Consider the following 11,322-nt stretch of genomic DNA (forward strand, 5'->3'; position numbering starts at 1 on the left):
TCAGCCTCCGAAGGTAAGCAGGGTGCCGTCACTGAGCATGACGCCGGTTAGCGAGATAGATTTTACCGTCTGTTCAGTCCCGGGGAGACGGCTACCGGGCGAGACAATCAGCGTCTGGCCGGAGGTTAGCTGCAGCGTGGCTTTCAGTTGTCTGTCGCGGCCGTTGATTTCCAGAACTATAGGGCGGGTGTTCGCCACCACCGGTCGGGCGGCAGCGCCCGGCAGCGTGGCATAGCCCCCAGCCCCTGGTGAAGCGGGGATGACAGATGAAGCGCTGCCTGTCTGGTTCTCCTCCAACTGGCGCTCAAGCTGAGCGCCCTGAACCTGCGCCTGCAGGAGAATATTTCGGGTATGGAGTTGTTCAAGTTGACCCTTCGTCACGGAAGGGGATAGCTGCAGACTGGTTGATTCCGATGCAACAACCGGGACAGACGGCAGCAGAGCCAGCAGAAGAAGGGCGGCTGGCCGGAGGCTAGGGTGATGACGCATAGATATGACCTTCTGTGGTGTAGCTGAATGCGCTACCGTTCAGTTCAAAGGTGACGCGGGTAAGGCGGACACCGGTATCGTTGAGTCCATCGAAGAGGTCGGCGGGAGGCATCTGCCCGGAAAAGCTAAAGGCGTAATCCTTCCAGTCCTGTACCGATGGTGGCTCACCATCTTTACCCGGCAGAACAGGTGCGGGGGGCACTTCGCTGAGGTTCAGCATCACCTGCTGGCGCTGAAACCAGGAGAGGACGCGCATCAACTGACCAGAGGCGTCCGGCACGGTTTCATCGGTGAGTGGTTTCTCTGGCAGCGGGAGGGGAACCGTAGCTTCGCGAGCTCCTTCTTTCAGGTTAAAGATCGGCGTGACACCAAAGACTTCCCGGCAGCGTTTCAGAAATCCCTCTGCCGTGCCACCTGGTTTGATCCGATAAAGCAACGTGACCCCGTCGGGGCTGCAGGTACCTGAGGCCAGTCCCCAACCTTCCAGTACTGATGGCGCTGGAGCCTGCAGCGTCTGACACTGAGCCAGCAGAGCAGGAACAGTGATGATACTTGCCCAGGGATGCGGCAGGACCGGCGGTGGTGCCGGTTTTGCAAACATAGCCCGGGCACGGGCCTGGATTTCATCCGCCGTCAATTCCGGAACCGGTGCGGGTTGTTCATGCTGCCACCATACGACCGCTGCCCCGACCACGAACAGCAGGATACCGGCTGGTAGCCAGCGATTTCCGCGCAGGCCATCAGTCTCCACCCGACAGGACCGCCTGTCGCGGGAAGAGAGGGACGCCAGCAGACTGTGTATATCCGCCGGAGTATCCAGTTCCGCACGAACATCCCACCCTGCCGCCGGTGCTTCGTTTAAGGTCAGAAACAGTGTCAGTAACTCCTGCATCCTGCTCAGTGGGCCAGCTTTATCCGCAGTGACGGCAGGCAGACCATTGATGCTGGCCAGAAACACATAGTCAGTACTGTTCAGCCGGTAAATACCGTATCCGTTGCGGGTATGCACACTGAATGCCTTTGCCAGAGAATACAGCTGATGATGACGTTGATGCCCCGGCAGTCTCCCCCTGCCTTCTACGCCACTGTGTGTACCGCGCGCGTCCACCCGGCCCAGTGCGATGTGTACACCGATACCAGGCATTCGGGGAAGGCGCGCTTTTCCGGCTTGCAGAGCTGACAACCTGATGGTGCGCTTTTCCCGGGGAGCCCAGGTCAGGCCGGTGAGCCAGGTTCGGTGGCGGGATTTACTGTCACGTACAGTAACCAGGTACTCGATGTCCTTCATGTCAGCCTCCAGTACCTTGTGGGAAGGTCGGGGTGATGACGATCACCAGGGTGCTGCGCTCATTTTTCCCGGCCTGGCTTCCACCAAGTAACGGGTTACCTGGCGTGAAGGTGCCTGATTTGTTGACGGAGGTGTTGTTCTGGTCAAACCCCGTCAGGATGAGAGACTGACCAGCACGCAGGTTGGCTTTCTGGCTCAGCGATCGCAGTTTGGTGTACGGCATTTCGATATAAGAGTTGCCGTCCTTCGAGGTGAAATTGCGGATGGTCGGCGGATCGGAAAGATTGAAATTCACCTGTAGCTGAACATTGCCGGTTTCCTGGATAAGTGGCAGCAGGGTCATGTTAAACCCGGTGGTGATCATCCCCGGCGTAAGTGTGGTGGTGGCACCTACATCCGTTGTTGTTGTTGTGGCCGACTGAGCCACATAGACTGTCTGATCCGCCATCTGGATAGGCACGGCAGTCAGGTTAGTCACGGTGCTGGACTGTGAGGTGACGACACTGACATCACCCTGCTCTGACAAGGCCTTAAATAACAGATTTGACCCAGAGAATTTTGCCGCATTCCCGGTGGCCGTATCCAGAATGGAGACCGAGGCAGATGTGGCACCCGTGATATCACCGGTGGCATTACTCAGGGAGGCACCCGCAGTGTGCAGGGATTTGTACACTAGACCCCAGTCAATGCGGAAATCTTCGTTCCGGGTATTGCCGACGCTCAGCACCTCAACATTGAGCGCCACTTGGCGGTTCATGATGCGGTTCTGCTCTTCCACGTAACGGGAAACAGACTCCTGGACTGAAGGGGTATCCGTAACAATCAGGGATGAGCTGGACGAAGAGAGCCAGTATCGTCCTTTCTCCGGGGTGAGCATGGCCTCCACTGCCTTGCGGAGATCGGCATAAAGATCATATTCCTGTCCTGTGGTCGTGCTCTGGGACGTACTGGACTCACCTGAAGCGGAGTTATCCTGACCGCCGGTGGCGCCCATCGTACTGGTCGTGCCGGAACTGACGCTGGAGGTGCTGGACGTTTTGGTGTTCAGCATGGCCAGTGTGTAAGAGCGTGTCTCCATCAGGTAGAACACGATCGTACCGCCGTCCATTCGCCAGTACAGGCCGCTGCGGCTGGCCATCAGATCCAGCAGCCCGGATAGATCCCCCTGCCACATAACCCCGGTCAGGTTCATGGCCTGGTTTCCGGTTACGGCCGGAGCCGCAGTTGTGCTGCCCAGACTGTTCAACGGGATCCGGCCGCTTTCATCTGGTACCGGTAAAGAACCACTGATCTGGCGTGTGACGCCGGTACTTACACTGCCCTGACTGAAGCTGAGTGCATCCGGGGTAAAGATGACAGGTGTGCCGCAGAGGGAGGTGATGCGCTGCGCCAGTTCCTGCAGAGTGATGGACGGACGAGCTTGCGTGATATTGCAGGCAGGTGCCTGACGGGATTTCTCCCTGATGGCCACGGGTATGGGACTAGGGTTGATCCATTGCCTGTCCGTCCAGGTTAACGGCTGGGGTTGTTGTGTTCGGGGGAGCTGTGCCTGAGCACGGGCAACGGTGGCATCTGACTGTGCCTTTTTCTGCATGTGGTTGATTTCTGAAAAGGTACAACCTGCGAGCAGAACAATGCAGGACGCCATCAGCAGGCGCCGCAGAAGAGGTTTCTTCATGGGGAAAATCCGGATTAGTTGAGGTAAACCACCGCGCCGTCAGGCGCGCCCTGTGGTGGGGTGAGTCCGGTGGCCATACCGGAAAGCCAGACCAGTTGGTTGCTCTGCAATATGCCGATCAGCGCAGAGCCCCGGCTCCGCATACGCAGCGCATCCAGAAGTCCAGGTTGCTCAGGCATCCAGATCCACAATCGCCCCTGCCATAGTTGGTACTGAATACGGCTATCTGGAGTGAACGGCAGGGCCAACTGCTCCGTGGGGATTGTGCCGTCCTGTTGACCGGTCTGGTAACGCCAGTCATTGACCCGATTTGCAATCATAAGTATCTGGTCTGCATACATCTGCCCTGCCTGGCGCTGTGTGGTGGCGTCGACGGCCTGGCGTTGTTGCATATCGATATCGCCGGCGATGAGGAAAAACACCATGCTGATGGCCAGAACGACCCAGCCCATCAGTGGCCTGCCGGGGTATCAGAGACGGAGACAACGCACTGAACGCGTGAAGCTTCTGCATACAGCGGCTTCTGTGCCGTACGGTAGAGTTCGAACATCTGCCCGAGCATACTCTCAAAGGTGCCGCGGAAGGTCAGGGGAGCATCAAGGCGGTAGTCTGTCACCGAGGTGGGCCAGATCACCGTCCAGTATTGCGATGCCCCTGATTCACAGCGTGTTTCGCCTGCCCATTTCAGCAACATTTCGCGCAGAGTGGTTCCGGCTGGTGCCTGCCAGGTTTTACCGGTGATCACTGGCATAACTGGCTGACCGGTGGAAACTACCGGCTTCGGCAGTACCGGGGGAACGGGGGATACCGGAGGGTTGGTGGTGCCCATTTTTTTATCCGGACCAGGCGTTGTTGGTGGGGTTGTCCCCCCACCACTGAACGGGTTTTTAGGGACGCTGGTACTGACAGGCTTCACTGCTGCTGGAATGGTCGTTGTCGTTGACTGAACCCCCGTAGCAGTCGTCTGACCGGCCCGACGCAGCGTAACTTTCTGCTGATTCCAGTCCACCTGACCACTAATCGCCTGTTCTGTCAGCAACCGACTCAGTACCCTGGTCCATTGATCATTGGTGTAAACAGAAACGATGCGGGTGTTCAGTACAGGACGCAGGGCATTTTCGTAATCCAGTTGCCAGCCGGACGGCATGATGCGCCGTATCCATTGTTCAAGCGTCAGATTACGTGCCGGTGACAGCGCCAAAACGGCCACAGGAGCTGGCGTGCCAGTAAAGGTTAGTCCTGGCAGGCCGACAGGTGATGTGTGTCGGTTATCAACCTGGCTGTTTTTCGTGGTTGCCGGATTGGTCTGGGATTTTGACACTGTCGGTGAGATTGTCTGCAGTACCGGAACTGGCAGGGGGGCTGAACGCGGAGCAACAGCTGTCGGTGTTGGCTGGCGTACCGGAACGGGCGTGGAGGGTGGTAACAGCCGGCGCTGTGTCTGCGCAATGATGTCGGTACTTTCGCTGATCTGTCCATCGACAAAGACCAGCGCAGGTGTGTCCGGCTGTGGTGTCCGGGCATTAAAGCCCGAACATCCTGCCAGAAGTGGGGGGATTAAAAACGGAATCGTACGCTTTTTCATGATGGTCTCTCACGGCAGAGGGAGTTCTATGGGATGGATGATGATGTCCTCACCGCTGCACGCGGCCCCGGCGGATGCTGTCCTGATCTGGAGTGAATCACCTTTTTGTATCAGGAGTTGTTGTTGCATCATTGAGAGCCTGAAAGCCGATAGATCAACGTGATGATCCGTCGCACCTGAAGGTGAAAACGCCATAAACGGGGGGGGACATTTATGCTTAATGTCCAGTGTCACCACGCGCTGCTGCGTGTCTTTTGGGGATATTTTGACGGTTACAGTGGAGCCGTATTCGATGCTATCTCTGACTTCGCGTACCTCCTTGCCGTTCCTGATTTCCACACTCCGGGTGTAAGGCGAAGTCAGCCGGTTCTTAATCACAGTCAGATTTTGCTGCGGTACATAAACGTCAACAGTGTCGCTCAATCGGGAAATCGCCTTATCAGCCGGGATGACAGAGACGCTGATGTCGTCAGTTGCCAGTTCTGTACTCTTACCGATAGTAGTATCAGTAGTGGTACACCCGACAATGAGTATGGGAAAGGCAAAAGTAAAAAGACGCTTCATGATGACTCTCCGGGGAGGATTTCTGGGGTGATAAGAATGACCTGCAGGGTATTCTCATCAATAGCGCGGGCTGCCAACATGCTCTGGCCAGGACGCAGGGACAGGAATTGATTCAGGCTGAAACCTCCACGGGTGTCCTGAACGTGCAGGTCTACGCTGAGGGTCAGTGGCCCCACTGTATGCCGGAAACCTGGAATGATGACCATGTCAAAGCCGGGACCGGCCGGGTCCGTGTCGTGAAAAGAAACCGGCACCGCTATCATATTGGTGGTTTCGGTGGTGGCACTGAATGTCGTGCTGACGGTTGCAGATGACGCCATTTTTTCACGGACCTCACCGGCTTTTCCTTTCACTACGGTGATGACTTTTTTGGGATCCCAGTCAGGGAAAAGGAGATGCCAGCTGGCATCTGCTGGCTTTTTCACGTCCAGTACCAACGTATTCAGGCGAACCGTCGCCTGTTCCGGATGGTCCACGGTTATCGGAGAGTAGTTTGGGTTGCTGAGGTTGCAGCCTGCCAGCGCCAGCGTCAGGGCGAGGCAGAACAGACTGATGATTTTCATGTGAATATCCAGGTGAGAAAGTTATCCGGGTTATAAATCCGGAATCAGATCAGAAAAAGAGGACGAGTTTCCGGGGCGGCAGATGTTCTTTTTACTGGCTTTCCACTGAAGTTCCCCAATCAGGTTTTCAGCAGCCGTCAGGGCTTCAATCGCACGGGTATAGTCGGTGAGAGGAACAATTTCAGTGGTGGCATCAGGTTTGCAACTTAGTTCTACTGAGTTGTCGTCCTTGCTGACCAGGAGGCAATCTTTTTGGTAATGGAACCCTTTGCTCACGTCGGGAGCTGACATCAGTACATCTTTGTTAATGACCAGCTTTTTATCCGGAACCAGATGCAGGGTATAGCTGGCTAGCAGTATGCCAAGCCCGATAACCACACCATTAATGCAAACGACAAAAATCCACGGACCTTTACTGGGTCTGAATTTGCCGGCGTCGTTAAATAATTCAGACGTTGCAAAGTAGAGGATAAATAACAGCACCACGAAGCCGAGAGCCGGGAACAAATATGTGTCAAACGGTCCCTCCGGCTCGCAAGTGATAAGCGGTTCAGACAGGACAGAGAAGGGCAGCAGCAAAAGCAGCAGCCCAGTTATTTTTTTAAACATGGCGTTTCCTGTGGAGGGGCTCGCAAAGGGGGATTTACTGTTAACGTGATGGCTGAGAAATTTGTCGTGCGCTTAAAATGGTCGGCCCTGACGACAGAACGCATACCCACTGTCATCATGGAAAGTGGCGCCCTGCTGGGCACCTTTCTCAATACTGGATATGGCCCGTTCGATATCCGCTACGAGCAATTCTGGCCGTGTCGTTCGTGTGCCCTGAACGATCAGCACCAGATGTAATGCCAGGCTGGTACGGTATTCGTCCATTCCGTCATCAAAATAGGGTGGCAGGCAGGGGGCATCATTGCGGGGAAAGAAGCCGGGCATAGAGTCACACTGTCTGCGGAATATTTCCCAACGGATAGCCCAGGGATCATTTTCTGATTCATACCGGGGAAACTCCCCTGTATGGGTGATATTTTGCGTATCTGGCGGGAGTTCATTATCCCGGACATAACCCGTAATGCGCCGCAGGCACCGGACCATGTCTGTTAACCGCGTCCCTGGCTGCGCGCTAAGCCGTATTACCACCTGCTGTAGTGGCCACCGTTCGAGTTCCCGGTCTGTTTTTATTGCCCGCAGTCTCCATCCCCGCTTGCGCAGATCGCAAAGGATATCTTCCAGCATCTTCCTGGCAAACCCTGATTTCTGGCTCAGGCGGATAATGTCTTCGACCATTTCGGGTGTCTGCTCGGGAGCCCAGAACAGTTCGCGCGCGCGCAGGAGTTCTGTCTCCACCTGTTGACGAAGGTGGGGGCGCATTTGGGCTGGACCAGACAGAATCCTGGTGTCAGCGCTCTGTTCCCGTGTCAGCTCATAACCGACACGCTGAAGCGCTTTTTCCAGCGTTTCCAGCATCCTGTGCGTAGACATGATGCCACTCTCCTGCCACAACCAGGTTGCTGTACTGATGTCTGTCAGCTTTTCGCCCAGTTTTTCATGTACGGGCGTGCCGTACCGCCATTCTTCCGGTTGAGTACCACGCGGACCTTTTTCTGACTGAGTGTCATTTTGACCTCTTCTGACCAACTGGCAGGTGCTGGCCACTACATGAATGCCCTGTATTCCCATAAGAAACAGCACCACGTACCCGGGGTTCGCTGTGGCTGTATCCCCAATGTTCCCAACCAGAGCAAGAACAACCAGCAGTGCCGTATGGCCGTAGAGTGTCACCCGCAGCCGCTGGATGAAATCGGGAGACTGCTTTGAAGCGTAGTAAAGCACTGTCAGCACCCCGGTGACCAAGACAGCGTTGAACAGCAGCAGTGCCGGTTCTGTCTCTGGCAGGCGGAAATGTTTCAGCGCTGCCCATGCAATGAATATGAGGCCTGTACATTCCAGTATTGTGGTAAACAGAAACAGGAACGAAACGGGGCTCAGCTTCCCGGCGACCTTACGCAGGAATGTGGTAAAAACGGACCACAGGGGATCAGGTTTCTTTTTCACCCGATGAAACTCCTCTAAGTCATTTAATCAGGCCGTCTGAAACCAGAATGGTCCCGTCACGGGGCCCCTGTTCATCGTGTTATGCCTGGCGGAAAATGTGATAATTTCAGCCACACTCTCGTAGTGGCCACGCTCATGCCCTTGAGTTCGTCACCCCGGTTCGGCTCTGCTCCCCGTTGGCTATCACCAGTGCGTGCCTGGCTGTCACGCTGCTACGCCGGTGCTTCTTTTCTTATTAACCCTCACCAGATGCAAAGTTGGCTCTCTACTCGGAGACTCGGGCGCTGGTCATTACCCTGCGTTTGCTGTCTTTCGACTGCTGCGGTCAGTCCGCGTTAGTGCTTCATGTCGTATTTCCTCCCGTCAGGGGCGTTACGGGTCATCTGGCCGTTGGTGTGGCAAACAGACGGCGGCGGTTGTTGATGATGTCTTCGGTTGCTGACTGGCAGTCCGCGCAGGTTTGAACACCCGGGACGGCCGCCTGGCGTCTTTCAGGAATCGGTGCCTCGCAGAACTGGCAGTGTGTGGCTGAAGGTTGCTGAGGTGTTTCACGGGACGGGCGTTGCAGACTGGCCAGAAAAAACATTTCTTCGTTCGCGCGATCGCAAATATCAGGCATGGTTTCTCCCGGAATAAATACGCCCGCATCAAGTACGGGCTGAGGTTAGCGTTAACGATGGCAATTGTGGTTAATCTACGGTGGTAACCAGCAGAAAAACGCCCTCCAGACCGGTTATCCGTACTTTCGTTCCAGCGGGATAATCTCCGTCGGCTCTGACAAACCAGACACTATCGCCAATGCGCGTCTGGCCAGTGCCGTTGATAAGCCCGTTGTCCAGTATCAGAGTCATTCCTTTCATCAACGCGAGGCGGTCATTCAGTGATACGGCAGGCGGTGACGAGCGGTAGACCATTTTTTTGATAATCCTGAGGCTGGCCAGCAGAACCGTAACAGCGGAAAAGAGCAGCCACTGCCAGAACAGAGCTGTCGGGGCAATCAGCGCCAGTCCGCTCGTTGTCAGTGCCGCCAGGCTGAGACACAACAGCCAACCAGTGCCGGTTAGGATCTCAATCGTAAAGAGAAGTCCGGCGCTAACCAGCCAGATAATCTGCGGATCCAGCGTGTTAAACCATGACATCTCAGTCGCTCCGTGTGTTCAGGTTTTTTACCAGTTCACCGATGCCGGCAATGGAACCCATGACACTTGAAGCATCAAGCGGCATCATCACAACCTTGCTGCTTGAAGAGGTGCCGATCTGCTGCAGCGCTTCGGTGTATTTTTGCGCCACAAAGTAGTTCACAGCCTGGATATCACCTGCTGCAATCGCTTCAGACACCATCTTCGTGGCGCGGGCCTCAGCTTCTGCAGAGCGTTCTCGCGCTTCGGCCTGTAGGAAAGCAGACTGACGCTCTCCTTCTGCTTGCAGGATCTGCGATTGTTTCTCGCCCTCAGCGCGCAGAATTTGCGCCTGACGAACACCTTCGGCTTCCAGAATGCTGGCACGTTTAGTACGCTCGGCTTTCATCTGGGCATTCATGGCATCAATCAGTTCTTTGGGGGGCTGAATGTCGCGGATCTCAATACGTGTCACCTTGACACCCCACGGGCTGGTTGCGTGATCCACGGCAGCCAGCAATCGGGTGTTAATACTGTCACGCTGGGAGAGCATCTCATCGAGTTCCATCGAACCTAACACTGTACGGATATTGGTCATAACCAGGTTGATGATGGCATTGCTCAGGTTGCTGACTTCGTAGGCAGCCTGTGAAGCATCAATGATTTGAACAAAACAGACGGCATCAATTGAGACATTGGCGTTATCGCGAGAAATGACCTCCTGCGACGGCACTTCGAGGACCTGTTCCATCATATTTATTTTGCGGCCGATGCGATCCATGAAAGGAACAATGAAACCCAGTCCCGGTTTCATTGTGTGGGTATAACGACCAAAACGCTCCACAGTCCACTCGGAACCCTGCGGTACAATTTTGACGGCTGAGGAAACAAATACGAAAGCGACAATAATGCTGACAGCTGCAGGCAGCAGGCTGGAGAAAAATTCATACATGGGGAAACTCCGGAGGTGCAATAAACCCGGTGTGGTACCGGAAGGGACGAAAAAATTAGTGAATATCTGGGGACCAGACGTCACGGTGATGCTTCCCATCCCGAGCCCCCCATGCAGATTCGGGGAGAGAATGGTGTCCGATGTACAGTGTGCGTAGGGTGGTTTTGCCTAATGAAATCTCGCGGCCCTGAACAACGGAAAAACGATCAGAGTAAAATGAGTGCTCAACCTGCTCATCTTCATTTTTTGACAGCAGCAGCTGGAGCGTGACCGGAGCAGACATAGAGCCTGTCGCCGTGAATGCTTCTTCCATCCTGGTGAACTGAAGTATGTGGCGCTTGCGGCTTCGTTGGCGCTCGATGATTTCAGGCATTACTTGTTCTGGCCATGGGCACAGGCAGTGGCGCCAGCCCTGGCTGTACAGAGAATTGATAACGGCACGGAATCGAAATAAATCACAGCCCGCGGACGATACTGCGTTTGTCCAAAGGGCGGTAAGCACACTGTCGATGGAATGGTTTTTATTACCGTCGAGCAACTGGCGTATCGTTGAGAACTCAGCTGCCATTCCCCTGAAAGATGGAACATGGCGAGCACCGCTAAGCCACTCGGCGATAAATTTACGTTTACCGCGTTCTGAAGTGATGTTGTGGTTTTCCTCCGCCGTTCGCAGGGCGACAAGAATGCACCACAAGAGATTACTGACCTGGTCCTGGGTGGATTGCATGGGATAATGACTCTCTGATGGTTCCGGTTTCTGGCAATGGCGTCTGTGCCTTCACACCGCCGGTGAAGGGAGCCGGGTATGGCTGACGGGTAACAGGAACAGAGGGTGTTCACATGGCAGGCCCCGTACAGACGCCATTCCGGAAAGCGGATCAAAAAAAGCCCCCGACTAGCGGGGGAACTCCATTTGCAAATGATGGAAGTTTAAAGCCGGTTCGTATCCCGGTACCTGAGGCTCCTGGTGTTGAGCTAAGGAAGGTGCGAATAAGCGGGGAAATTCTTCTCGGCTGACTCAGTCATTTCATTT

13 protein-coding genes are annotated in these 11,322 nt (G+C 55.1%); all 13 read right to left on the bottom strand.

The features are described from left to right. The 13 genes from pilP to HX884_RS04320 all read right to left on the bottom strand — a co-directional run bounded on the left by pilP (position 1) and on the right by HX884_RS04320 (position 11,016). Positions 1-489: a type IV pilus biogenesis protein PilP gene (gene pilP, locus HX884_RS04260; protein ID WP_178327737.1), complete on the bottom strand. Its 489-nt coding sequence runs from the start codon at positions 487-489 to the stop codon at positions 1-3. Further along, the gene (gene pilO2 / locus HX884_RS04265; protein WP_178327738.1) at positions 473-1,777 is read right to left on the bottom strand and encodes a type 4b pilus protein PilO2; all 1,305 of its coding nucleotides are present in this window, start codon (positions 1,775-1,777) and stop codon (positions 473-475) included. Before pilO2 ends, pilP begins: the two co-directional genes overlap by 17 nt. 1 nt (position 1,778) lies before the next feature. Continuing rightward, positions 1,779-3,455, bottom strand: a complete 1,677-nt coding sequence (locus tag HX884_RS04270) for a PilN family type IVB pilus formation outer membrane protein (RefSeq protein ID WP_178327739.1) — start codon at positions 3,453-3,455, stop codon at positions 1,779-1,781. A gap of 14 nt (positions 3,456-3,469) precedes the next feature. Continuing rightward, a complete protein-coding gene (gene pilM, locus HX884_RS04275; protein ID WP_178327740.1) occupies positions 3,470-3,907 on the bottom strand; it encodes a type IV pilus biogenesis protein PilM in 438 nt (145 codons plus the stop codon). Continuing rightward, positions 3,907-5,040 carry a toxin co-regulated pilus biosynthesis Q family protein gene (locus HX884_RS04280; protein ID WP_178327741.1) on the bottom strand — a complete coding sequence of 378 codons (1,134 nt, stop codon included), beginning with the start codon at positions 5,038-5,040 and terminating at the stop codon, positions 3,907-3,909. Before HX884_RS04280 ends, pilM begins: the two co-directional genes overlap by 1 nt. Before the next feature lie 9 nt (positions 5,041-5,049). Then, positions 5,050-5,604 (bottom strand): hypothetical protein, encoded by a 555-nt coding sequence (locus tag HX884_RS04285; protein WP_178327742.1) that lies wholly within the window; start codon positions 5,602-5,604, stop codon positions 5,050-5,052. Beyond that, positions 5,601-6,167, bottom strand: coding sequence for a hypothetical protein (locus HX884_RS04290; protein WP_178327743.1), 567 nt, complete (start codon positions 6,165-6,167; stop codon positions 5,601-5,603). The genes HX884_RS04285 and HX884_RS04290 overlap by 4 nt, the downstream gene beginning before the upstream one ends. Positions 6,168-6,197: 30 nt before the next feature. After that, positions 6,198-6,776 (bottom strand): hypothetical protein, encoded by a 579-nt coding sequence (locus tag HX884_RS04295; RefSeq protein WP_178327744.1) that lies wholly within the window; start codon positions 6,774-6,776, stop codon positions 6,198-6,200. A gap of 72 nt (positions 6,777-6,848) precedes the next feature. Continuing rightward, on the bottom strand, positions 6,849-8,219 hold the full coding sequence (locus HX884_RS04300; RefSeq protein ID WP_178327745.1) for a hypothetical protein: 1,371 nt from the start codon (positions 8,217-8,219) through the stop codon (positions 6,849-6,851). Between the two features lie 379 nt (positions 8,220-8,598). Further along, positions 8,599-8,838 (bottom strand): TraR/DksA C4-type zinc finger protein, encoded by a 240-nt coding sequence (locus HX884_RS04305; RefSeq protein WP_178327746.1) that lies wholly within the window; start codon positions 8,836-8,838, stop codon positions 8,599-8,601. Positions 8,839-8,908: 70 nt separating this feature from the next. Next, a complete protein-coding gene (locus HX884_RS04310) occupies positions 8,909-9,358 on the bottom strand; it encodes an NfeD family protein (RefSeq protein WP_178327747.1) in 450 nt (149 codons plus the stop codon). Position 9,359: 1 nt separating this feature from the next. Next, positions 9,360-10,289 (bottom strand): SPFH domain-containing protein, encoded by a 930-nt coding sequence (locus HX884_RS04315; RefSeq protein WP_178327748.1) that lies wholly within the window; start codon positions 10,287-10,289, stop codon positions 9,360-9,362. A 55-nt stretch (positions 10,290-10,344) separates the two neighbouring features. Then, a complete protein-coding gene (locus tag HX884_RS04320) occupies positions 10,345-11,016 on the bottom strand; it encodes a hypothetical protein (RefSeq protein WP_218619992.1) in 672 nt (223 codons plus the stop codon). Between the last annotated feature and the right edge of the window lie 306 nt (positions 11,017-11,322).

Source organism: Enterobacter sp. SECR19-1250, assembly GCF_013391025.1.
GTDB classification, from domain to species: Bacteria; Pseudomonadota; Gammaproteobacteria; order Enterobacterales; family Enterobacteriaceae; genus Enterobacter; species Enterobacter cloacae.

Coding starts and splice junctions, on each gene's coding strand:
- pilP (WP_178327737.1), bottom strand. CDS start 489: ATGCGTCATCACCCTAGCCTCCGGCCAGCCGCCCTTCTTCTGCTGGCT.
- HX884_RS04295 (WP_178327744.1), bottom strand. CDS start 6,776: ATGTTTAAAAAAATAACTGGGCTGCTGCTTTTGCTGCTGCCCTTCTCT.
- HX884_RS04310 (WP_178327747.1), bottom strand. CDS start 9,358: ATGTCATGGTTTAACACGCTGGATCCGCAGATTATCTGGCTGGTTAGC.
- HX884_RS04320 (WP_218619992.1), bottom strand. CDS start 11,016: ATGCAATCCACCCAGGACCAGGTCAGTAATCTCTTGTGGTGCATTCTT.
- HX884_RS04290 (WP_178327743.1), bottom strand. CDS start 6,167: ATGAAAATCATCAGTCTGTTCTGCCTCGCCCTGACGCTGGCGCTGGCA.
- HX884_RS04315 (WP_178327748.1), bottom strand. CDS start 10,289: ATGTATGAATTTTTCTCCAGCCTGCTGCCTGCAGCTGTCAGCATTATT.
- HX884_RS04280 (WP_178327741.1), bottom strand. CDS start 5,040: ATGAAAAAGCGTACGATTCCGTTTTTAATCCCCCCACTTCTGGCAGGA.
- pilO2 (WP_178327738.1), bottom strand. CDS start 1,777: ATGAAGGACATCGAGTACCTGGTTACTGTACGTGACAGTAAATCCCGC.
- pilM (WP_178327740.1), bottom strand. CDS start 3,907: ATGGGCTGGGTCGTTCTGGCCATCAGCATGGTGTTTTTCCTCATCGCC.
- HX884_RS04270 (WP_178327739.1), bottom strand. CDS start 3,455: ATGAAGAAACCTCTTCTGCGGCGCCTGCTGATGGCGTCCTGCATTGTT.
- HX884_RS04285 (WP_178327742.1), bottom strand. CDS start 5,604: ATGAAGCGTCTTTTTACTTTTGCCTTTCCCATACTCATTGTCGGGTGT.
- HX884_RS04305 (WP_178327746.1), bottom strand. CDS start 8,838: ATGCCTGATATTTGCGATCGCGCGAACGAAGAAATGTTTTTTCTGGCC.